This is a genomic window from Williamsia sp. Leaf354, assembly GCF_001424365.1.
Taxonomy (GTDB): Bacteria; Actinomycetota; Actinomycetes; order Mycobacteriales; family Mycobacteriaceae; genus Williamsia_A.
Map to the genome: position 1 here is coordinate 334844 of NZ_LMPL01000002.1, position 23104 is coordinate 357947.

19 protein-coding genes and 1 riboswitch are annotated in these 23104 nt (G+C 70.6%); of the genes, 1 reads left to right on the forward strand and 18 read right to left on the reverse strand.

The genetic code is table 11. From position 1 onward, the window contains the following. Positions 1 to 7: 7 nt before the first annotated feature. The 6 genes from ASG12_RS09620 to uvrC form a co-directional block, all read right to left on the reverse strand. Positions 8 to 1219 (reverse strand): phosphoglycerate kinase, encoded by a 1212-nt coding sequence (locus ASG12_RS09620; RefSeq protein WP_055788607.1) that lies wholly within the window; start codon positions 1217 to 1219, stop codon positions 8 to 10. A 21-nt stretch (positions 1220 to 1240) separates the two neighbouring features. Beyond that, entirely contained in the window at positions 1241 to 2260 is a 1020-nt protein-coding gene (gene gap / locus ASG12_RS09625) for a type I glyceraldehyde-3-phosphate dehydrogenase (protein ID WP_045822690.1), read from the reverse strand. 92 nt (positions 2261 to 2352) lie between these two features. Further along, on the reverse strand, positions 2353 to 3330 hold the full coding sequence (gene whiA, locus ASG12_RS09630; protein WP_200932760.1) for a DNA-binding protein WhiA: 978 nt from the start codon (positions 3328 to 3330) through the stop codon (positions 2353 to 2355). Between the two features lie 124 nt (positions 3331 to 3454). Beyond that, complete coding sequence (locus ASG12_RS09635) at positions 3455 to 4525, reverse strand: gluconeogenesis factor YvcK family protein (protein ID WP_055788609.1); 1071 nt, start codon at positions 4523 to 4525, stop codon at positions 3455 to 3457. Further along, a complete protein-coding gene (rapZ, locus tag ASG12_RS09640; protein WP_055788612.1) occupies positions 4522 to 5418 on the reverse strand; it encodes an RNase adapter RapZ in 897 nt (298 codons plus the stop codon). The genes ASG12_RS09635 and rapZ overlap by 4 nt, the downstream gene beginning before the upstream one ends. Before the next feature lie 26 nt (positions 5419 to 5444). Then, complete coding sequence (gene uvrC / locus ASG12_RS09645; RefSeq protein WP_055788614.1) at positions 5445 to 7502, reverse strand: excinuclease ABC subunit UvrC; 2058 nt, start codon at positions 7500 to 7502, stop codon at positions 5445 to 5447. Between the two features lie 128 nt (positions 7503 to 7630). Here uvrC and ASG12_RS09650 point away from each other — a divergent pair, with 128 nt between their 5' ends. Next, the gene (locus tag ASG12_RS09650; RefSeq protein ID WP_082501834.1) at positions 7631 to 9628 is read left to right on the forward strand and encodes a gamma-glutamyltransferase family protein; all 1998 of its coding nucleotides are present in this window, start codon (positions 7631 to 7633) and stop codon (positions 9626 to 9628) included. A gap of 749 nt (positions 9629 to 10377) precedes the next feature. Here the strand turns inward: ASG12_RS09650 and ASG12_RS09660 are convergent. The 12 genes from ASG12_RS09660 to coaBC all read right to left on the reverse strand — a co-directional run bounded on the left by ASG12_RS09660 (position 10378) and on the right by coaBC (position 23089). After that, on the reverse strand, positions 10378 to 10833 hold the full coding sequence (locus tag ASG12_RS09660) for a PH domain-containing protein (protein ID WP_055789450.1): 456 nt from the start codon (positions 10831 to 10833) through the stop codon (positions 10378 to 10380). Between the two features lie 8 nt (positions 10834 to 10841). After that, entirely contained in the window at positions 10842 to 11327 is a 486-nt protein-coding gene (gene ribH / locus ASG12_RS09665; protein ID WP_055788620.1) for a 6,7-dimethyl-8-ribityllumazine synthase, read from the reverse strand. Further along, positions 11324 to 12610: a bifunctional 3,4-dihydroxy-2-butanone-4-phosphate synthase/GTP cyclohydrolase II gene (locus tag ASG12_RS09670; RefSeq protein ID WP_045822685.1), complete on the reverse strand. Its 1287-nt coding sequence runs from the start codon at positions 12608 to 12610 to the stop codon at positions 11324 to 11326. Before ASG12_RS09670 ends, ribH begins: the two co-directional genes overlap by 4 nt. Continuing rightward, entirely contained in the window at positions 12607 to 13269 is a 663-nt protein-coding gene (locus ASG12_RS09675; RefSeq protein WP_055788623.1) for a riboflavin synthase, read from the reverse strand. The genes ASG12_RS09670 and ASG12_RS09675 overlap by 4 nt, the downstream gene beginning before the upstream one ends. Positions 13270 to 13327: 58 nt before the next feature. Continuing rightward, a riboswitch (FMN riboswitch) is annotated at positions 13328 to 13493 on the reverse strand. A gap of 60 nt (positions 13494 to 13553) precedes the next feature. Further along, complete coding sequence (gene ribD / locus ASG12_RS09680) at positions 13554 to 14576, reverse strand: bifunctional diaminohydroxyphosphoribosylaminopyrimidine deaminase/5-amino-6-(5-phosphoribosylamino)uracil reductase RibD (protein ID WP_055788626.1); 1023 nt, start codon at positions 14574 to 14576, stop codon at positions 13554 to 13556. Positions 14577 to 14585: 9 nt separating this feature from the next. Beyond that, complete coding sequence (rpe, locus tag ASG12_RS09685) at positions 14586 to 15269, reverse strand: ribulose-phosphate 3-epimerase (RefSeq protein ID WP_082501835.1); 684 nt, start codon at positions 15267 to 15269, stop codon at positions 14586 to 14588. 33 nt (positions 15270 to 15302) lie between these two features. Continuing rightward, entirely contained in the window at positions 15303 to 16682 is a 1380-nt protein-coding gene (locus tag ASG12_RS09690) for an RsmB/NOP family class I SAM-dependent RNA methyltransferase (protein ID WP_055788632.1), read from the reverse strand. Continuing rightward, entirely contained in the window at positions 16679 to 17620 is a 942-nt protein-coding gene (gene fmt, locus ASG12_RS09695) for a methionyl-tRNA formyltransferase (RefSeq protein WP_055788635.1), read from the reverse strand. The genes ASG12_RS09690 and fmt overlap by 4 nt, the downstream gene beginning before the upstream one ends. Continuing rightward, complete coding sequence (def, locus tag ASG12_RS09700; RefSeq protein WP_082501836.1) at positions 17617 to 18231, reverse strand: peptide deformylase; 615 nt, start codon at positions 18229 to 18231, stop codon at positions 17617 to 17619. The genes fmt and def overlap by 4 nt, the downstream gene beginning before the upstream one ends. 114 nt (positions 18232 to 18345) lie before the next feature. Then, positions 18346 to 20397 carry a primosomal protein N' gene (locus ASG12_RS09705; protein WP_055788637.1) on the reverse strand — a complete coding sequence of 684 codons (2052 nt, stop codon included), beginning with the start codon at positions 20395 to 20397 and terminating at the stop codon, positions 18346 to 18348. Positions 20398 to 20457: 60 nt separating this feature from the next. After that, complete coding sequence (gene metK / locus ASG12_RS09710) at positions 20458 to 21672, reverse strand: methionine adenosyltransferase (RefSeq protein WP_045822679.1); 1215 nt, start codon at positions 21670 to 21672, stop codon at positions 20458 to 20460. A gap of 160 nt (positions 21673 to 21832) precedes the next feature. After that, positions 21833 to 23089, reverse strand: coding sequence for a bifunctional phosphopantothenoylcysteine decarboxylase/phosphopantothenate--cysteine ligase CoaBC (gene coaBC / locus ASG12_RS09715; protein ID WP_055788640.1), 1257 nt, complete (start codon positions 23087 to 23089; stop codon positions 21833 to 21835). Between the last annotated feature and the right edge of the window lie 15 nt (positions 23090 to 23104).

The window sequence follows — 23104 nt, forward strand, 5'->3', positions numbered from 1 at the left end:
GATCGGGTCAGTCCTCCAGAACTTTCAGCCCCGGCAGCTCTTTGCCTTCGAGGTACTCCAGCGATGCGCCACCGCCGGTCGAGATGTGCGAGAACGCCTCGTCTGCGAGACCGAGATGGCGCACCGCGGCGGCCGAGTCGCCGCCACCGACCACGCTGAACGCGCCGTCGGCGGTGGCGGCGGCGATGGCCTCGGCCACACCGCGGGTACCCGCGGCGAACTTGTCGAACTCGAACACACCCGACGGGCCGTTCCAGAAGATCGTCTGGGCGCCCGAGAGCACCGCGGCGAACCTCTTGACCGATTCCGGCCCGATGTCGAGACCCATCCAGCCGTCCGGGATGTCCTGCACGGCAACGGTCTTCGCCTCGGCGTCGGCCGAGAACGAATCGCCGATGACCACGTCGACGGGCAGGTGGATCACATCGCCGAACCGCTCGAGGAGGTCTTTGCAGACCCCCACCTGATCGTCCTGCAGAAGCGAGTTGCCGACCGAGAGCCCCTGGGCCACCAGGAACGTGAACGCCATACCCCCGCCGATGACGAGTGTGTCGACCTTCGGTGCGAGGGCCTCGATGACCCCGAGCTTGTCGGACACCTTCGACCCACCGAGGACGACTGCGTACGGACGGGCCACCTCGGCGGTGAGCTTCTCGAGAACCTTCACCTCGGACTCGACGAGCCCACCGGCGTAGTGCGGCAGGAGCTTCGCGACGTCGTACACCGACGCCTGCTCGCGGTGGACGACGCCGAAACCGTCGGAGACGAAGGCGCCGTCGTCTCCGACGAGCTCGACGAGCGCCGCGGCGAGCTTGCCCCGCTCGGCGGGGTCCTTCGAGGTCTCCCGCGGGTCGAACCGGATGTTCTCCAGCAGCAGCACATCACCGTCGGTGAGTCCCTCGGCCCGAGCCAGCGCATCGGTACCGACGACGTCGGAGGCGAGCTGGACGTTGCGTCCGAGCTCCTCTCCGAGCCGTGTGGCGACAGGTCCGAGCGAGAACGCCGGGTCCGGCGCACCCTTCGGGCGTCCCAGGTGCGCGGTCACGATCACCGATGCACCCGCGTCGGCCAGCGCCGCGATCGTCGGTGCCGAGGCGATGATGCGCCCGGCGTCGGTGATCGTGGTGCCGTCGAGCGGGACGTTGAGGTCCGACCGCACCAGCACGGTGCGCCCGGACACACCGGAGTCGAGCAGATCTTTCAGCGATGCGAGTGCCATGAGTGGGATCCGGCCGACCTGTCAGAGCGACTTGCCGACGAGACCGATGAGGTCCACGAGGCGGTTGGAGTAGCCCCACTCGTTGTCGTACCAGGACACGACCTTGGCCTGGTCGTCGATGACCTTGGTCAGACCGGCGTCGAACAGCGAGCTGTGCGGGTCGGTGACGATGTCGGAGGAGACGATCGGCGCGTCGTAGTACTTGAGGATGCCCTTGAGCGGTCCCTCGGCGGCGGCCTTCATGGCGGCGTTGATCTCGTCGACCGTGGCGGCCTTGCGCAGGTGTGCGGTGAGGTCGGTGACCGAGCCGGTGGGGATCGGCACACGCAGCGCGTAGCCGTCGAGCTTGCCCTTCAGCTCGGGCAGCACCAGGCCGATGGCCTTGGCGGCACCGGTGGAGGTGGGGACGACGTTGATGGCGGCGGCGCGGGCGCGACGCAGGTCGGCGTGCGGGCCGTCCTGCAGGTTCTGATCCTGGGTGTAGGCGTGGATCGTGGTCATCAGGCCTTTGACGATGCCGAACTCGTCGTTGAGGACCTTGGCCAGCGGGCCGAGGCAGTTCGTGGTGCACGAGGCGTTGGAGATGATGTTCTGGCTGCCGTCGTACTTGTCGTCGTTGACGCCCATCACGATCGTGATGTCCTCGTCGGAGGCGGGCGCGGAGATGATGACCTTCTTGGCGCCGGCATCCAGGTGGCCCTGGGCCTTGTCGCGCTTGGTGAAGATACCGGTCGACTCGACGACGACGTCGACACCCAGATCGCCCCACGGGAGCGCCGCGGGGCCCTCCTTGACCGACAGGCTCTTCAACTTCTGGTCACCGATGACGATGGTGTCCTCGCCCTCGAGCGACACGTCGGCGTCGAGGCGGCCGAGGATCGAGTCGAACTTGAGCAGGTGCGCCAGAGTGGCGTTGTCGGTCAGGTCGTTGACGGCGACGATCTCGATGTCGGTGGTGCCCAGCGCTTTCTGCGCTGCGACGGCACGGAAGAAGTTGCGGCCGATACGGCCGAATCCGTTGACGCCTACCCGAACGGTCACAATGTGCTCCTTGCTTGTGGAGATGGAGTCGATCACTACGGTGACCCAAGCCTAAACGGAGCCCGCTCGCGCGGCGCCGCCAGGCCGGATCGTCAGGCCTCGTCGAGCAGTTCCGACGTCACGGCCGACTCGGTGTCGGGGATCCCGTCGGTGCGTGCCTTCTTGTCGGCCATGGACAGCAGTCGGCGGATGCGGCCGGCCACCGCGTCCTTCGTCATCGGCGGATCGGCGAGCTGGCCGAGTTCCTCGAGCGAGGCCTGGCGGTGCTGCACCCGTAGCCGGCCCGCGTTGAGCAGGTGGTCGGGAACGGTGTCGCCGAGGATGTCGAGGGCGCGTTCCACACGGGCTGCCGCGGCGACCGCGGCGCGAGCCGACCGACGCAGGTTCGCGTCGTCGAAGTTGGCGAGCCGGTTCGCCGTGGCGCGGACCTCGCGCCGCATGCGGCGTTCCTCCCACGTGAGGCGAGTGTCCTGTGCGCCCATCCGGGTGAGCAGCGCACCGATGGCCTCGCCGTCGCGGATGACGACGCGATCGGCGCCGCGGACCTCGCGGGCCTTGGCGGCCACGCCGAGTCGACGGGCCGCGCCGACGAGTGCCAGCGCCGCCTCGGGTCCGGGGCAGCTCACCTCCAGAGCCGAGGAACGGCCGGGTTCGGTGAGCGATCCGTGGGCGAGGAAAGCGCCGCGCCAGGCCGCCTCGGCGTCGGCGACACCGCCGCCGACGACCTGTGCCGGCAGTCCACGCACCGGGCGGCCGCGCATGTCGAGGAGGCCCGTCTGGCGCGCGAGTGCCTCACCGTCCTTGGTGACGCGGACGATGTAGCGGGCGCTCTTGCGGAGTCCGCCGCTGCGCAGGACGTGGACCTCGGAGTTGTAGCCGTAGAGATCGAAGATCTCTTTGCGCAGCCGTCGGGCGACGTTGCCGAGATCGACCTCGGCCTCCACCACCACCCGCCCGGCCACGATGTGGAGTCCGCCGGCGAAACGCAGCAACGCCGACACCTCGGCCCTGCGACAGCTGGTCTGCGTGACCACGAGTCGACTCAGCTCGTCCTTGACGGCTGCTGTCATCGCCACCGGTTGTCGTCCTCCTGCCGGGGTGATCCCCAGATGTGTCGCGTCGGGTTGCGGTGCGCGTCGCGACGGCGTCGTGCGGTGCCGGCCTCGCCCAGACGATCATGCCCGGGCCGGTGACTCAACGGGCCCCCGCGTGTCCGGCCGGGCCGTCGGTCCCGTCGACCGCCCCGACAGCGTAGCCACCTCCCGAACCTGCGCACAGCGTATGCACCATGGCCGCCAATTTCTCCGGATCGTGCACATGGGTGCCGTCTCGCGCGAGATCGCCGACGCGCAACTGCGCACCGAAACGTGCGGCCGCCCGTTCGACGTGGTCGCGTTCGCGGCCCGCCGGTGCGGAACCGACGTCGACGATGACGTCGTCGATGCGCAGATCCGACGCGTGTGCGTGCAGGACGTGCAGATGGCGTTCCACCGAGAATCCACTGGTCTCACCGAGTTCGGGCGCGAGGTTCACGAAGAGCATCCGGCGCGCATCGGTGGACTTCAAGGCCTGCAACTGATCAGGGACGAGAACGTGCGGGATCACGCTGGAGAACCACGAACCGGGACCGAGGACGACGAGATCGGCTGCGGTGATCGCATCGACGGCCTGCGTGCAGGCGGGTGGGTCGGCCGGGAGCAGACGCACGCGTCGCACCTTGCCCGGTGTCGTCGCGACCGCGACCTGTCCGGTGATGCTGCGGCTGATCCGCGGATCGACCTCCAGCCCCGAGACGTCGGCCTCGATGCTCAGCGGCACCGTCGACATCGGCAGGACGCGTCCGGTGACCCCGAACAGCTCCCCCATCGCGTCGAGCGCGGCGACCGGATCGCCCAGCACCTCGGTGAGTCCGGCGAGCACCAGATTGCCGACGGGGTGACCGGCCAACGCGCCGCGACCGCCGAATCGGTGCTGTAGCAACGTGACCCACAGTTCCGGGTCGGTCGTGGCGTCACCGTCGCCCGGATGTGCGCCGTCGGCGGCGAGCAGTGCGGCGAACGCCATCCGCAGATCGCCCGGCGGGATCACCGACAACTCCGAGCGCAGCCGACCCGACGACCCGCCGTCGTCGGCGACCGTGACGACGGCGGTGACATCGGTGCTGATGTGACGCATGGCGGTCAGGGTGGCGTAGAGACCGTGTCCGCCCCCGAGGGCGACCACCCGACCGACGTCGACGGCCCCCGTCGTGCGCGGGCCGGTCATTCGCGACCCAGGTCGCGATGGACCACACGTGCGTCGAAGGCTCGGTTCTCGGCGGCCGTCGAGCCGTTCTCGCCGGGGTCCGACGGGATCGATAACCGACCGCACATCTCGCGCGACATCGCGACGCTGCGGTGTTTGCCGCCGGTGCAGCCGATCGCGACGGTCATGTACCGCTTGCCTTCTCGCTGGTAACCGCGGGCGGTGAGTCGGATGACCTGTTCGAGTGCGGCGAGGTAGTCCTCGGCACCCTCCTGGTGCAGGACGTACTGCGACACGGGCTGGTCGAGTCCGTCGAGCTCGCGTAGTTCCGGGATCCAGTAGGGATTGGGCAGGAAGCGCACGTCGGCGACCAGGTCGGCGTCGATCGGCAGACCGTACTTGAAGCCGAAGGACTGCAGGGTGATCCGGACATCGGTCGCGCTGGGCTGGGCGAAGGCGTTGTCGACGATCTCGCGCAGGGCGGTGACCGACAGCGTGGAGGTGTCGACCACGAGGTCGGCCGACTCGGCGACCGCACGGAGCACCGAGCGTTCCCGCCCTATCGCCTCGATCAGGGTCCCGTTGTCCTGCAGCGGATGTCGACGACGCACCTGTTCGAACCGTCGTACGAGAGCGGCGTCGTCGGCGTCGAGGAACAGCAGGCGCGGGCGGTGGCCCGCGGCGGCCAGTTCACCGCGCAGCTCGGCGACCTCACCGGCGAATCTCGCTGCGCCGGCGCGCATCACCATGGCCAGCCGGGTGAGAGCGGGGTCGTCGGAGCGGGCGACCGACACCATGTCGGCGATCAGGGACGCGGGCACGTTGTCGGCGACGTACCAGCCGAGATCCTCGAGCAGTTTCGCGACCGTGCCGCGACCGGCACCGGACATACCGGTGACCAACAACACGTCCATCTCCGCGCCGGGGCCCACGCCGCCGCTCACGACTGCGCTCCCTCGGTGAGGGCCCGTTGGACCGCCAGCGCCGTCGATCGACCGATGCCGGGGACCCCGGAGATCTCCTCCACCGTCGCGCTGCGCAGGTTGGCCACCGACCCGAAGTGCGACACCAATGCCGCGCGGCGGCTCTGACCGAGGCCGGGCACACCGTCGAGCACCGACGCCGTCATCCGCTTGCTGCGCTTGCTGCGGTGGAACGTGATGGCGAACCGATGGGCCTCGTCGCGCACCCGCTGCAACAGGAACAGCGCCTCGCTGGTGCGCGGGAAGATCACCGGATCGTCGTCGTCGGGTGTCCAGACCTCCTCGAGACGCTTGGCCAGACCCACGACGGCGACGTCGGTGACGCCGAGATCGTCGAGCACGGCCGCGGCCGCACGCACCTGCGGGCCGCCACCGTCGACGACGAACAGGTTGGGCGGATAGGCGAATCGGCGCGGCCGACCCGTGGCGGGATCGATCGCGGCCTCGGGCGCCATGTCGCCACCGTTCGCCGGGTCGACCTCCACCTCGGTGTCGGGCAGGGCGGCGGTACCGGACTCGGCGGTGTCGGGGAGGTGATCGGTGCGGTGACGCAGGAACCGGCGTCGGGTGACCTCGGCGATCGAGGCGACATCGTCGGAGCGGCCGTCGCCGGCGGCCTCCTTGATCGAGTAGTGCCGGTAGTCGGACTTGCGCGGCAGACCGTCCTCGAACACGACGAGCGAGGCCACCACGTCTGTCCCCTGCACGTGCGAGATGTCGATGCACTCGATGCGCAGCGGCGCGATGTCGAGGCCGAGGGTCTCCTGGATCTCGGTCAGTGCCGCCGAGCGGGTGGTGAGGTCACCGGCGCGCCGCAGCTTGTGGCGGGTCAGCGCCTCCCCTGCGTTGCGCTCGACGGTCTCCATGAGCGCCTTCTTGTCGCCGCGCTGCGGTACACGCAGATCGACCGCGGCGCCGCGCAGATCGGACAGCCATCGGGTGAACTCGCCGGCGTCGGGTGGGAGCACGGGAACCAGCACCTCGCGCGGCACCGTGTCGTTGCGGTCCTCACCGCCGGAGCCCTTCACGGTCGCGTTCTGGTCGACCTGCTCACCGTAGAACTGCGTGAGGAACTGCCCCACCTGTTCGGCGAGATCGGCATCATCGGAATCGCTCCCGGCGCCGCCGGTCATGACGTCCGTGCGCTCGACGACCCAGCCGCGTTCGCCGCGCACACGCCCGTCGCGCACGTGGAACATCTGCACCGACACCTCGAGCTGGTCGGCGACCATGGCGATGACGTCGGCGTCGGTGCCGTCGCCGAGGACCACGGCCTGTTTCTCCAGGGCCCGGCGGAGCGCGCCGACGTCGTCGCGCAGACGGGCTGCGCGCTCGAAGTCGAGATCGGCTGCGGCGGCCGCCATCTGGTTGTCGAGCTGGCGGATCATCTTGTCGGTCTTGCCGGCGAGGAAGTCGCAGAAGTCGTCGACGATCTCGCGGTGCTCGGCGGCGCTGACCCGACCGACACACGGTGCGGCACATTTGTCGATGTAGCCGAGCAGGCACGGGCGGTCGATCTGCTTGTGCCGCTTGAACACACCGGCCGAGCAGGTGCGCGCGGGGAAGACGCGGGTCAGCAGGTCGAGGGTCTCGCGGATCGCCCAGGCGTGGGCGTAGGGCCCGAAGTAGCGGACCCCCTTGCGGCGGGGGCCGCGGTAGACGAACAGCCGCGGGTACTCCTCGTTGAGGGTGACCGCCAGCATCGGGTAGGTCTTGTCGTCGCGGTAGCGGACGTTGAAGCGCGGATCGAACTCCTTGATCCAGTTGTATTCGAGCTGCAGCGCCTCGACCTCGGTGCCCACCACGGTCCATTCGACCGATGCGGCGGTGGTCACCATCTGGCGGGTGCGTGGATGGAGGCCCGACAGGTCGGCGAAGTAGGACGTCAGGCGCTGCCGGAGGCTCTTGGCCTTGCCGACATAGATCACGCGGCCGTAGGTGTCCCGGAACTTGTAGACCCCCGGCGCCACCGGGATGCTCCCGGGTGCCGGGCGGTAGGTGGTCGGATCGGGCACGGGTCCCAGGTTAGTACGGAGGACCGACGACAGTGGTCCGCGATCGCCCCGCCGGTCGGGCACGTGGCCCTCGGCGAGGGGGTTACGATCACCGGCACGCCAGGACCGACGACAGGTGAGGTGGGCCGATGGCTCCGTTTGCACGAACATCGAGCGCCCCGGGAGGTCCGCGACGACGGACGTCACGTCTCGTCGCGATCGGGGCGGTCGCCGCTCTCACGCTCACCGCCGCCGCGTGCTCCGACGACTCCGGATCCGGGTCGGACAGCGCAGCCGGGACATGTGCGACCGTTCCCAACGGGACACCCGTGGCCGCCGCCGCGTCGGCGTCGGCCGGTGCCGGCCCGAGTCGCGACATCGCCACCAACCCGGAGGTGGCGACCGGCTATCGCACCCAGATGACCCCGGTGCGGACCGGTTCGTTCGCCGTCGCCACGGCCAACCCGCTGTCGACCGAGGCCGCGTGCGAGGTCGTCCGCGACGGCGGCACCGCCGCTGACGCGCTCGTCGCCGCCCAGGCGGTCCTCGGTCTGGTCGAACCGCAGGCGACCGGGATCGCCGGCGGTGCGTTCCTCATGTACTACGACGCGACGACGAAGTCGGTCCAGGCCTACGACGGTCGCGAGACCGCACCCGCGGCCGCCACCGGCGACTATCTCCGGTACATCAGCGCGACCGACCGGCGTGCCCCGATCCCGTCGGCGCGGGCCAGCGGCCGCTCGATCGGGACCCCCGGCGTCCTGCGGATGCTCGAGATGGCGCACGCCGACCACGGCGCGAAGAAGTGGCGAGATCTGTTCGAGTCCGCGATCACACTGTCGGGCAACGGCTTCCGGATCAGCCCACGGATGGCGGCCGCGATCGCCGACAGCCGGGCCGACCTCACGGACGATCCCGATGCCCGCGCATACTTCCTCAACCCCGACGGCAGCGCCAAGACGGCGGGGACCGTTCTCACCAACCCGGCCTACGCGAAGACGTTGGGCGCGATCGCCACCGACGGCCCCGACGCGTTCTACACCGGCGCCATCGCACGCGACGTGGTCGACAAGATCGGGTCCACGACCGACGGAATGACGCCCGGACTCACCACCACCGCCGATCTCGCCGCCTACCGGGCGAAGAAGCGCGAGGCGCTGTGCACCCCGTATCGCGGGCGGGTGTTGTGTGGCATGCCGCCACCGTCGTCGGGCGGCATCGCCGTGGCCTCGACCATGGGCATCCTGTCGAACTTCGATCTCGCCGCGCTCGGTCCACGCGCGGTGGACCGCAACGGCGGCGTGCCGCAGGCCCAGGCGGTGCACCTCATCTCCGAGGCCGAGCGCCTCGCCTACGCCGACCGCGACAAATACGTCGCCGACACCGATTTCGTTCCCCTTCCGGGTAATTCGCCCGCGGCGCTGACCGACCCGGCGTACCTGACGAAGCGCGCTGCCCTGATCGACCCGAACCGCTCGATGGGTACGGCGCAGGCCGGGGACTTCGGGCCCGTTCCGGCCGGTGTCGTCACCACCCCCGAACACGGCACCAGTCAGATCGTCGTGATCGACAAGAAGGGCGACGCGGCGTCGATGACCACCACCGTCGAGTCCGCGTTCGGTTCGTTCCACTTCGTCGACGGTTTCGTGCTGAACAACCAGCTCACCGACTTCTCGGCGCAACCGACCGACGCCATGGGTGCCCCGGTCGCCAATCAGGTCGCGGCCGGGAAACGTCCCCGCAGCTCCATGTCGCCGACCCTGGTGTTCGACGGCGCCGGCAATGGGTCCCGCGGCGATCTCATGGCCGCGCTGGGCTCGCCGGGAGGTTCGGTCATCATCCAGTTCGTCGTGAAAACGCTGGTGTCGCTGCTCGACTGGGGCCTCGATCCGCAGCAGGCGGTGTCGGGTGTCGATTTCGGCGCCGCCAACACCCCGGTGACGAACGTGGGCGGGGAGCACCCCGCCATCGACGCCACCGACAACGGCGACCGCGACCCGCTGGTCACCGAACTACGTCGGAAGGGCCACCAGGTCTCGGTGGCCGATCAGTCCTCGGGACTCGCCGCCGTCGTCCGCGACGGGAAGGGCTGGATCGGCGGCGCCGACCCCCGCCGCGAGGGCGAGGTCATGGGCGACCCCCGCTGACCCCACCCGGTGCTGACTGTGTGGAAACCGCCGTCGAGTGTGCTGACCACGCGCAGTGAGGTCCGTACTGAACGACGCACACTCGGCGTCGGCTTCGGCACTGTCGGCGGCTCTTCTCGACGACGGACACGCCGCTGAAGGTTCGGATACCGCCATCAGTGCGGGAAGCGACTCCAGCCGGTGCTGACTGTGTGGAAACCGCCGTCGAGTGTGCTGACCACGCACAGTGTGGTCTGTACGGAATGACGCACACTCGGCGTCGGGCTTGGGCACTGTCGGCGGCATTTCTCGACGACGGACACGCCGCTGACGGTGCGGAAGCGCCGCATCGAGTGTGCGCCGCCGATCACGCGGCCGGCCGTTCTGTGCCGAGCACACTCGATGGTCGCTTCCACACAGTCAGCCAACAGATGTAGCCACCCGAAACGCTGACGGTGTGGAGCCGTCGTCAACGAAGGAAACGACCGACCCCGGTGCTGACCGTGTGGAAACCGCCGTCGAGTGTGCTGACCACGCACAGTGAGGTCCGTACGGAACGACGCACACTCGGCGTCGGGGTTCCGCACTGTCGGCGGCATTTCTCGACGACGGACACTCCGCTGACGGTGCGGAAGCGCCGCATCGAGTGTGCGCCGCCGATCACGCGGCCGGCTGTTCTGTGCCCAGCACGCTCGATGGTCGCTTCCACACAGTCAGCACAACAGACCGAGCACACTCGATGGTCGCTTCCACACAGTCAGCAGGTTTGCTCAGGTGCGGTAGCGGTCGTGGAGTTCGCGGAAGGTGTCCATGGCCTGCACGGCGCGGATGCCGTCGTTGGCCTGGATGGCCATCACCGGGACGTGTTCGAAGGCGGGGAGTTCGAGGCGGGCCCAATGGCCCTTGTCCGGGTACCAGATGCCCTCGACGTCAGGCCATTCGAACAGCCTCTCACCGAGGATGTTCCGCACCTCGACACCGGCGGCGCCGACCCGCAGTCGCGGTCGCGCCAGCGTCATGATCGCTCCTCCGAGGACGACCCCGATCATCGCGAGACCGATCTGGTCGGTGACGCGGAAGCGGACCCCGGTGTCGGACACCCGAAGCAGGATCCCGACGACGACGTGAGCGATGACGAACAGCGCCGCGACGACCGTGGCCCAGCGCGGTGTGCGGACCGCGCGGTAGGTCAGATCCCACTCGACGGTTCCGGTGGTCGGGGGCACGGAACGGGTCACCGGGCGTCGAGGCGCGAGAGTTCGCGCAGGGTGATCGCCGAGGCGAGCGCGGCTGTCGTCGCCTGCGCTCCCTTGTCCTCCCCGGACCCGGGCAGACCCGCCCGCGCCAGTGCCTGTTCCTCGGTGAGGACCGTCAGCACGCCGTTGCCGACCGGCGTGCTCTCGTCGAGCGACACCCGCGTCAGGCCGGCGGTGACGGCATCGCACACGTACTCGAAGTGCGGTGTCTCGCCGCGGATCACGACACCGAGCGCGACGACGGCATCGTGGGTGCGGGCCAACGCCTGCACCACCACGGGCAGCTCGATGGCGCCCGCGACGCGCACGACGGTGGGCTCGGGGATGTCGGCGTCGGCGGCGACACGCAGTGCACCGTCGAGCAGCGCGGTGCAGATCTGCTCGTGCCACTGCGAGGCGGCGATGGCCAGGGTCAGCCCCGTCGCGGCGCCGAGTTCGACGACCGGTTCACCCGCGCCGCTCACGCGCCGGCCCCGCCGCTGACTCCGGTGTGGTCGTCGAGGCCGATGAGATCGTGGCCCATACGATCACGCTTGGTCCGGAGGTATCGCAGGTTCTCGGGGTTGGGGCGCACGGGCATCGGGACGCGCTCGGTGATCTGCAGTCCGTAGCCGTCGAGACCGACCCGCTTGGCGGGGTTGTTGGTCAGCAACCGCATCGACGTGACGCCGAGGTCGGTGAGGATCTGCGCGCCCAGACCGTAGTCGCGGGCGTCGGCGGGCAACCCGAGTTCGAGGTTGGCGTCGACGGTGTCGGCGCCGCTGTCCTGGAGTTGGTAGGCCTGCAGCTTGTGCAGCAGGCCGATCCCCCGGCCCTCGTGTCCTCGCATGTAGAGGACGATTCCGCGGCCCTCGGCGGCGACCATCTCCATGGCGGCGTCCAGCTGCGGCCCGCAGTCGCACCGAAGGGATCCGAAGACGTCCCCGGTGAGACATTCCGAGTGCACCCGCACCAGGACGTCGGCCCCGGCACCGTCGGGACCGGGGATGTCGCCGAGGACGAGGGCGACGTGCTCGACCTCGTCGTAGATGCTGGTGTAACCGACGGCGCGGAACGTGCCGTGGTCGGTCGGGATGCGGGCGTCGGCGACCCGGACGACGTGCTTCTCGTGGCGTCGACGCCACGAGATCATGTCGGCGATCGAGATCAGCGCGAGGCCGTGTTCGTCGGCGAACGTGCGCAGTTCGTCGGTCTGGGCCATGTGGCCCTCGTCCTTCTGGCTCACGATCTCGCAGATCACGCCGGCCGGGGTGAGTCCTGCCATGCGGGCGAGATCGACCGCGGCCTCGGTGTGGCCGGGTCGACGCAGCACGCCGCCCTCCTTGGCGCGCAGCGGCACGACGTGTCCGGGACGGGTGAAGTCGTTGGCGGTGCTCTCCGGGCGGGCGAGCAGACGCATGGTGGCCGCGCGGTCCGACGCACTGATACCGGTGCCGATGCCCTCGCGGGCGTCGACGGTCACGGTGTAGGCCGTCCCGTGCTTGTCCTGGTTCATGGTGTACATCGGCGGCAGCCCGAGACGGTCGCAGTCGGCGCCGTCGAGCGGCACGCAGAGGTACCCCGAGGTGTAGCGCACCATGAACGCGACGAGTTCGGGGGTCGCCTTCTCGGCGGCGAAGATGAGGTCGCCCTCGTTCTCGCGGTCCTCGTCGTCGACCACGACGACGGCCTTGCCCGCGGCGATGTCGGCGATCGCGCGTTCGACGGTGTCGAAGCGGTTCGTGCGGACGGGATCGAGCTGTGTCATGACGAGACCTCGTTGTTCTCCGGAAGGCTCTCCGGGTGGCGGGTGCCGGATGCGGCCGGGATGGCCAGGCGTTCCACGTATTTGGCGATGACGTCGACCTCGAGGTTCACCGTCGCGCCCTCGCGGAGGGCGCCGAGGGTGGTGACCTCGAGGGTGGTGGGGATCAGGGAGATCTCGAACCAGGCGTCCGCGGCGTCGACGGAGGCGATCGAGGAGACGGTCAGGGAGACGCCGTCGACGGTGATCGACCCCTTCTCGACGATGTACCGCGCCACCGTGGGATCGATCGCGATGCGGATGACCGTCCAGTTCTCCGACGGTGAGATCGATGCGACGGTCCCGGTGCCGTCGACGTGGCCCTGGACGATGTGTCCACCGAACCGACCTCCGGCGGCCATGGCGCGCTCGAGGTTGACCGGCGCGCCGGCGCCGAGGGCGGCCAGCGAGGAGCGATTGAGGGTCTCGGCCATGACGTCGACGGTGAACTCGCCCGCGTCGGGTTCGCCGACCACGGTCAGACAGACGCCGTTGACGCAGATGGAATCCCCGGGTCCGGCGTCGCTGGTCACGAGCGGGCCGCGGACGGTGAAACGTGCAGCGTCGGCGAGGTCATCACGAGACACAACCGTGCCGCGCTCCTCGACTATTCCGGTGAACACGTGCGCTCCTGTCGGTCGATCGACCCAGGGCGGCACGACCGCGGTCGACGACGACTGCGGGGGTTCTCTCTCATCCGGACTGTGACCGTCGGCTCCGGGTTCACACCGGAATCTGCTGACCCCGTCCGCACCGATCGTCGATCGGTGCGAGCGGGCGCTCGCGGGCTCGACGATCGCTCGTCATCACCGCCGGTGGGGAATTGCACCCCGCCCTGAGAACTCTGTTTTCGACGCTAGCACAGCACAGGGGTGCCACCGTGTCCGCGATGGGCGAAAAGCCCCGGTCAGACGGTTGGCGCCAGGGTGATCAGAAGGTCGTCGCCCAGGATCTCGACCGATTCGCGGGTGAATCGGTGGGCCTGGGCGAGGGTGCCGACCGAGGCGTCGAGGACCGCGGCGGCACCGGCGCCGAGCACGGTGGGCGCGAGGTAGGCCTGCACGCGATCGACGAGTCCGGCGGCCAGAAAGGCGCCGAGCACGGTGGGGCCGCCCTCCACCAGCAGCGACAGGGCGTCGCCGGCGGCGGCGACGGCCTCGGCGGGGTCGTGGGACGCCACGTGCAGCGTCCTCGCCTCGGGGCCGAGGATGCGTGCCCCGTCCGGCAGCGACCGACGGCCGAGGACGATCCGTGTCGGTTGGTGTCCCCGCAGCGATCCGTCGGCGTGGCGGGCGGTGAGAGCGGGATCGTCGGTGGCGACCGTCCCGGACCCGACGACGATCGCGTCCAGGCGGGCACGGTCGCGGTGCACCCGCTCGCGCGCGACGTCGCCGGTGATCCACCGGCTGGTCCCGTCGGGTGCGGCGATCCGGCCGTCGAGGGTCGCCGCGAACTTCGCGGTGACCAGGGGGCGCCCTGTGCGCAGTCGGAACAGCCAGGCGCGCAACGGATCGGCGGCGACGTCGTCGGCGAGGACGCCGCCGACCACCTCGACCCCGGCCGCGCGCAGTGTCGCCGCTCCCCCGGCGGCCACCGGGTTGGGGTCGGAGACCGCGTAGACCACGCGGGTGATCCCCGCCGCGATCAGGGCTGCGGTGCACGGCCCGGTGCGGCCGGTGTGATCGCACGGCTCGAGGGTGACGACGGCAGTCGCTCCCCGGGCGCGATCGCCCGCCGCCGCGAGCGCGACCACCTCGGCGTGCGGTCCGCCCGCGGGGGCGGTGCTGCCGACCCCGACCACGACGCCTGCGCGGTCGACGACGACGGCGCCCACCGGGGGGTTCGGGGTGCTGATCCCCCGCGCGGACTGCGACGCGTCGATCGCCGCACGCATCGCCGCCTCGTCGGTCGCGACCCTCTCGGAGGTCATCGACGTGGGTCAGCCACGGGCCGCGAGGGCCTGTGCGCGCAACTTCTCCACGGCCACGGCGGGGTCGTCGGCGCCGTAGACGGCCGAGCCGGCCACGAAGCAGTCGACCCCGGCCTCGGCGGCCTCGGCGATGGTGTCGGCGTTGATGCCGCCGTCGATCTCGACCAGCAGTCGCAGATCACCGGAGTCGATCCTGGTCCGGATCGTGCGCACCTTGTCCAGTACCTCCGGCATGAAGGACTGTCCACCGAATCCCGGCTCGACGCTCATCACCAGCAGGGTGTCGAACTCGCGCAGGATCTCCAGATACGGCTCGAGATCGGTGCCCGGTTTGATGCTGAGCCCGGCGAGCGCGCCCGCGGCGCGGATGTCCTTGGCCACCGACACCGGGTCGTCGGTGGCCTCGGCGTGGAAGGTGACGTTGCGGGCCCCGGCCTCGGCGTAGGGCGGCGCCCATCGCTTCGGGTCCTCGATCATCAGGTGGCAGTCGAGCGGGATGTCGGTCGCCTTGAGCAGGCTCTCCACGATGGGCAGACCGAGGGTGAGGTTGGGGACGAAGTGGGCGTCCATCACGTCGACGTGCAACCAGTCGCTGCCGCGCACGGCGTCGGCCTCGGCGGCGAGGTTGGCGAAGTCGGCGGACAGGATCGACGGGGCGATCATGGGCTGATCGGGGCGCTGCGGGGACGACATGGTCTGCAGAGTCTATGCACGCCCCGCGGTGGGTCAGGGACGGGTGAGAGCGGCCAGGAACATCGCGTCGGTGCCCTGGCGATGCGGCCACAGCTGGACGAAGGGGCCGTCGCCGATGTCGGCGACACCGACGAACGGTCGTGCGTCGATCACCCGTGCACCGGTGTCGGCGACCACCGATTCGACGACCCCGACGGTCTCGGCGGGGTGCGGCGAGCACGTCGAGTAGACGACGACACCGCCGGGCCGCACCAGTTCCAGTGCCGCGCTGAGCAACTGGCGCTGCAGGGCCACGAGTTCGGGTACGTCGGAGGGCTGTCGGCGCCACCGCGCCTCGGGGCGTCGGCGCAACGATCCGAGTCCGGTGCACGGCGCGTCGACCAGGACGCGGTCGTAGCCCGGCGTGAGTCCGCTGCTGCGGCCGTCGGCGACGTGGACGGTGACGGGAAGACCGTCGACCGACTGCCGCACGAGCGTGGCGCGGTGCTCGGAGGGTTCGACCGCGTCGAGACGGGCCCCGTCGATGTCGGCGACGGCTCCGACGAGCGCGGCCTTGCCGCCCGGCCCGGCACACAGGTCGAGCCAGCGCCCGGTGTCGGGGCCGTCGATCTCGGCGACGGTGAGCGCACGGGCCACCAACTGACTGCCCTCGTCCTGCACACCGGCGAGATGTTCGCGGACGGCGTCGAGCGCGCCCGGATCGCCACCGGGCAGGTACACGCAGTAGGGCGAGAACGCGCCGATGTCGCCGCCGGTCGCCGCGGCCAGCTCCTCGGCGCTGATCAGTCCCGGCCGCGCCACGAGGTGGACCAGGGGTCGTTCGTCGTCCGCGGCGAGAGCCGCCTGCAGCTCCCCCGCCCGGACCGGGGCGTCGGGTGCGCTCAGCGCCTCGGCGAACACCTCGGCGATCCACCGCGGGTGTGCGTACCGGAAGGCGAGGTGTCCGATGAGGTCGTCGGCCATCGTCGGGGCGAGTTCGTCGGTCCAGAGGTCCTCGTCGCGCTGGGAGATCTTGCGCAGTACCGCGTTGCAGAACCCGGCCGGACCCTGACCGGCCTCGGACCGGATGAGATCCACCGACGTCGAGACCGCGGCGTGGGCGCCGATCCGCGTGCGCAGCAGCTGGTAGGCGCCGAGACGCAGGACGTCGAGGACGGTGCCGTCGATGTCGGCGACGGGCCGGCCGGCGGCCGAGGCGATGATCTCGTCGAGTGTGCCCGCGCTGCGACAGGTGCCGTAGGCCAGTTCGGTGGCCAAGGCGGCGTCGCGCCCGGTGATCTTCCGCTCGCGCAACAGGGCGGGCAGCACGAGGTTGGCATAGGAGTCGCGTTCACGCACCGCGCGCAGGACGTCGCGGGCGACGGCGCGGACCGGGTCGACGGCCTTGTCCCGGATGTGGGCAGGCCGGGTCATGCGAGGACCATCCCGTCGGTGAGGTGGGCACCGCGTGCCCAGTCGGCGGCGGGCATCGGCTTCTTCCCGGGGGGTTGCACGGTGCCGAGTCGGACCGGCGTGGAACCGGTTCCGACGAAGACGGCCTTCTTGGTGACGAGCAGATGCCCGGGCGGGATCACCGCGGTACCGAACTGTTCGGGGTCGGCGACGGTCACCGGGCCGGTCTTGAGTCGCGTCCCGTCGAGTTCGGTCCAGGCACCGGGGGCCGGTGTCGCGGCCCGGATGTGGCGATCGACGATGTGCGCCGGGCGATCCCAGCGGACGCGGGCGTCGGCGACCTCGATCTTGGGGGCCAGGCTCACGCCGTCGGCCGGCTGGGGCACGGCGACCAGTTCGCCGGTCTCGATTGCGTCGAGGGTGGAGGTCAGCAGTTGCGCGCCGCCGTCGGCCAGGCGCGCGAGCAGGTCCCCACTGGTGTCGGTGGGGCGGATCGACTCGGTCATGGTCCCGAAGACGGGTCCGGTGTCGAGCCCGGCCTCGATGCGGAACGTGCTGGCGCCGGTCATGACGTCACCGGCGGCGATGGCCGCCTGCACCGGTGCGGCACCGCGCCACGCCGGGAGCAACGAGAAGTGCAGGTTGATCCAGCCGTGGGTCGGCAGGTCGAGGAGATCGGGCGGGACGAGCGCGCCGTAGGCGACGACCGCGCAGCAGTCCGGCGACCAGCGGCGCAGGATCTCGTGCGCGTCGTCGTCACGTAGGCGACGCGGGGTGGCCACCTCGATGCCGGCCGCGTCGGCCAGTTCGGCCACGGGCGACCGGGTCACCGTGCGACCGCGACCGGCGACGGCGTCGGGACGGGTGAGCACGCCGACGACCTCGTGGTCGGGGGAATCGAGCAGCCGACGCAGCGACGGCACGGCCGGTTCCGGCGTGCCTGCGAAGACGACCCTCACAGGGTCGCGTCGGAGGTCGCGGGGGCGTCGCCGGTGCGGGCGTCCTCGGTGGTGTCGGGGTCGCCCTGGACCCAGGTGGTCGGGTACGAGCCGGGATCGTCGGTCGAGGTGCGTCCCTCGGTGAACCAGGCGCTGCCCCGCACCACCCGCATCGCGGCCTTGCGCACGTCGGGGGCTAGACGCTGGAGGAACAGCACGCCGTCGAGGTGGTCGGTCTCGTGCTGGACGCACCGGGCCATGATGTCGTCGACGTGCAGTGTCACGGGTTGGCCGTCGCGATCGACGCCGGTCACGGTGACCTCGGCTGCGCGTGTTGTGTCGGCCTGCACCCCGGGTATCGACAGGCAGCCCTCGGGCCCGGTCTGGGTCTCGGTCCCGACCGCGGTCCACACCGGGTTCACGATGTGACCGCGCTGTCCGCCGCAGTCGTAGGTGAACACGCGCGCCCCGACACCGATCTGGGGTGCGGCGAGGCCGGCCCCGTGGTGGCGGTCCATCGTCTCGAGCATGTCGTCGACGAGGCGGTGCAGGTCCGGCCCGAAGTCGGTGACCTCGGTGGCCCGGGTCCGTAGAACGGGATCACCGAACAACCGGATGTCCGCCACCGCCACGTCGTACTCCCTCTCGCCTCGCCGATCGCGCCCGTGTCGGGCCGCTGATCGCCACATGTCCAGGTCACGAGTCTAGGTCGCCCCCGGCCCGACAGGTCGGGCAGGCCGCACGGGTCAGCCGACGGTGGGTGGATCGACCTGGACACGCAGCACCCCGGACTCGTGTGTGGAGGTGCGGTGGACCTGGGCGAGCCGGATGGCCTCGACCAGTTCGCGGCCGCCCGTGCGCGGTGCGCGCAGCAGCACGCGTTCGATGCGGCCGGTGGCGGTGTCGACCGACCCCGGTCGGTCGGCTCCCGCGGGTGGGCGGGCGTCGCCCGGCAGGTCCACCGGGCCCAGGATCTCGGCGGTGTCGGGCAGGGCGACCGAGCGGACGAACTCCCCCACCGTCGATGCCGAGCCGTCCACCGACACCATCGTGACCGCGGGCGGCAACCGGAGCTCGGCCCGCTGGCGGACCTCCTCGGCGGCGAACCCGACGGGGTCCCACCGGATCGCGGCCTGCACCACCGACAGCGACGCGTCGGCGACGACGACCGCGGATCCCGTGTGTGCCACGAGGGTGAGCACCGCGAGCCATCGACGCAGCGTCTGTTCCCCGGCGCGCAGGTCGGCGCGGTCGAGCTGCGCCCACGTGTCGAGGAGGATGGCCGCGCCGTAGCCGCCGGGGACCACCGGTTCGGCTCCCGGGGTGGCCACGACGACGCGCGCACCGGACTCGACGGTGTCGACGACGGTGCTCCCCCCCGAGGTCACCACGGGGACGCCGGGGAACGCCTTGCCCAGTTCCTCGGCGGTGCGGCGCGCCCCGGCCGTGAGGGCCCGCAGGTGCGTGTCGCCGCATTCGGCGCAGCGGAACGACGATTCACCGCGGCCACACCAGCGGCAGGTGATGGCGACCGGTGACCCGTCGCGCGGCGAGGTCGGACCGTCGGCGAACATCGGGCCACGACACCGCCGGCACCGGACGCGGGTGCGACACCGTTCGCACGCCAGCGACGGGTGGTATCCGCGCCGCGGGACGCTGATGAGCACACCGGTGTCGTCGGCGAGCGCACGGCGGGCGGCGTCGAACCCGATGGCGGGGATGCGGGCAACCCGGGCCATGGGGTCACGCGCGATCTGCCGGTCGTCGTCGCTGATGGCCGCGATGCGCGGCGCACGGTCGCGGACGGTCGCCCGCTCGGCGACGAGATCGTGCATCCACCCGGACTCGACGAGGATCTGGGTCTCGGCGGTGCGCGAGGTGCCCCCGATGACCAGAGCGCATCCCGTCTCGACGGTGCGCAGCACGGCGACCTCGCGGGGATGGGGGTACGGCGCGCGCGGTTCGGTGAGACTGTCGTCGCCGTCGTCGAAGACCACCATGAGCCCCAGGCGGTGGACCGGGGCGAATCCCGCACTCCGCGTGCCCACGACGACATCGGCGGTCCCGCGCAGCACCCGCAGCCATCGGCGGTAGCGGGTCGACGGACCGAGACCGGCCGACAACGCGACCACCCGGTCCCCCAGTGCGGCACGACACGCCGACTCGACCCGGTCGAGATCACGCTGGTCGGGCACGACCACGATCACCCCGTGCCCGCCCCGCACGGCGTGCGTGGCCAGCTCGGCGATCCGCAGGGCCCAGTCCTCCCCCGGCAGCGCCTGCCAGGCGGCACGCCCGGGACCGCCGGCCCCGATGAGCTCGGTGAACGCCGCGGCTCCGCGATACGCCGACCATCCCGCTGCATCGGGTGCCTCGGGGACGGGGAGTTCGGTCGCCGGGGGTTCGGCGAGGAGGGTGGGTGCCTGTTCGGTGCGGCCGTGTCGCGGGGGGATCGCCAGGCGCACCACGTCGGTGGTGGTGCCGGCATAGCGCGCGGCGACGGCACGGCAGAGTGCGAGGAGTTCGGGGGTCAACACCGGCTCGTCGGAGACGACGCGTTCGAGCCATCCCAGGCGGCCCAGGTGGTCGCTGGCCTCGAGCCGGTCGAGGACGAACCCGTCGACGAGGCGGCCGGAGAACCGCACGCGGACACGGGTACCGGGACGCGCGGCGGCGTCCTGCTCGGTGTCGACCTGGTAGTCGAACGGCCGGTCAAGATGGGCCAGACCGAGGAGTGGGAGAACCGACGCCACCGGCAGATGAGGCGCAGGGCTGCGGGTGGCAGCGCGTGCGCTCATCGTCCGGTGGCGTCGGGTGTCGTGGTCGCGGTCGTCACGACGGTGTGCACCGCGGGGGTGTCACAGACCGGCGGCGGCCTTCAGCTTGTCGGCGCGGTCGGTGTTCTCCCACGGCAGGTCGACGTCGGTGCGACCGAAGTGGCCGTAGGCCGCGGTCGGTGCGTAGATCGGGCGCAGCAGGTCGAGATCGCGGATTATCGCGCCGGGGCGCAGATCGAACGTCTCGGTGATGGCCGAACGGATCTTGACCGGGTCGATGGTCTCGGTGCCGAAGGTCTCGACGAACAGACCGACGGGCGCGGCCTTGCCGATGGCGTAGGCGACCTGGACCTCGATGCGCGTGGCGAGACCGGCGGCGACGGCGTTCTTCGCGACCCACCGCATGGCGTAGGCGGCGCTGCGGTCGACCTTCGAGGGATCCTTGCCCGAGAACGCGCCGCCACCGTGGCGGGCCATGCCGCCGTAGGTGTCGACGATGATCTTGCGGCCGGTCAGACCGGCGTCACCCATCGGCCCACCGAGCACGAACTTGCCGGTCGGGTTGACCAGCAGGCGGATGTCGGAGGTGTCGAGATCGGGCAGGTCGAGATCGGCGAGGACCGCATCGACGACGTTGGTCTTGATGTCCGGGGTCAGCATGTTGACGAGGTCGATGTCGGCGGCGTGCTGCGTCGACAGGACGACGGTGTCGAGCCGGACCGGCTTGTCGCCGTTGTACTCGATGGTGACCTGGGTCTTGCCGTCGGGACGCAGGTACGGCAGCGTGCCGTCCTTGCGGACCTCGGTGAGACGACGCGACAGGCGGTGCGCGAGTGCGATCGGCACCGGCATGAACTCGGGGGTCTCGGAGGTGGCGTAGCCGAACATCAGGCCCTGGTCGCCAGCACCCTGCTTGTCGATCTCGTCGGTCTGGCCGTCGACGCGCGCCTCGTAGGCGTTGTCGACGCCCTGGGCGATGTCGGGCGACTGCGCGCCGATCGCGACGTTGACGCCGCACGACGCGCCGTCGAAGCCCTTCGACGACGAGTCGTAACCGATCTCGAGGACCTTGTCGCGCACGATCTTCGGGATGTCGGCGTACGCCGAGGTGGTGACCTCACCGGCGACGTGGACCTGTCCGGTCGTGACCAGGGTCTCGACGGCGACGCGCGAGTGCTTGTCCTGCGAGAGGAGGGCGTCGAGGATCGAGTCGCTGATGGCGTCACAGATCTTGTCTGGGTGACCCTCGGTGACCGATTCGCTGGTGAAGAGCCTGGATGCTCCGGCAGAACTCATCTTTTCCTCTCGAACCTCGCGACGAGGTGCAGTCGTGGTGTGGTTGCTACAGATGTTGTGCAGGCACGCCCGGGCGTGATCTGTCCCCCGTGACAATCGTTCAAGGTACACACCCCCACCGACGGCCGGTGACCTGGCCGGGATGGGCGCGTACCCGTGTTCAGCCGGATCGACTCCCGCCCAGCAGGTCACCGACGGCGTCCAGTATTCGGCTCGCCATGAGTGTTTTCGATCCGAGCGGCAGTGCGGTCTCGCTGCCGGTGGTGGCGAGAAGCCATCCGGTGTTGTCGTCGGTCCCGAAGGCCTTGCCGTCGCCGACGGCGTTGACCACCAACAGGTCACATCCCTTGCGGGCCAGCTTCGCCCGACCGTGGTCGAGCACCCCACCCGACGCGTCGCCGGTCTCGGCGGCGAAACCCACGATGACGGTGGTGCCGCCGAGTTCGCCGCGATCGCGGGCACCGACGACGCCGCGCAGGATGTCGGGGTTGGTGTCGAGTTCGATGGGCGCGGGTCCCGACGCGCCCTTCTTGATCTTCGACTCCGCGACGCTCACCGGTCGGAAGTCGGCGACGGCCGCGGCCATGATCACCACGTCGGCGTCGCCCGCGCGTTTACCGACCTCCTCGGCGAGTTCGGACGCCGTCACGATCGGCACCACCTCGACACCGGCAGGCGCGGCGAGTTCGGTTGTGGCACCGGCGATCAGCGTGACCGACGCGCCCCGATGGGTGGCCGCGCGCGCCAACGCGTACCCCTGCTTTCCCGAACTGCGGTTGCCGAGGTAGCGCACCGGGTCGAGCGGTTCACGGGTGCCGCCGGCGGTGATGAGCATCCGCACGCCGGACATGTCGTGCGGCAGCGCGTCGGGACGTTCGAGCAGGACGTCGCCGAGGAGACCGATCTCGGTCGGTTCGGGCAGGCGGCCCGGTCCGGAGTCGCGGCCGGTGAGCCGTCCCGAGGCGGGACGCAGGACGATCGCGCCGTGACTGCGCAGGGCGGCGACGTTGGCGACGGTCGCGGGGTGTTCCCACATCTCGGTGTGCATAGCGGGGGCGTAGACCACCGGGCATCGGGCGGTGAGGAGCGTCGCGGTGAGCAGGTCGTCGGCCCGTCCGGACGCGGCACGCGCCATGAGGTCCGCCGTCGCCGGTGCGACGACCACCAGGTCGGCGCCCTGCCCGATGCGGACGTGCGGCACCTGTTCGACGTCGGCGAAGACGTCGGGGGTCACCGGGTTGCCGCTGAGTGCCTCGAACGTGGCGGCACCGACGAACTCGAGCGCGGCGCGGGTGGGGATGACGCGGACGTCGTGTCCGGCCTCGGTGAAGTGGCGGATGATCGAGCACGCCTTGTAGGCGGCGATCCCGCCACCGACACCGACGACGATGCGCCGCGACGGGCCGTTCCCGGTCATCGGCGTCGACCCGCG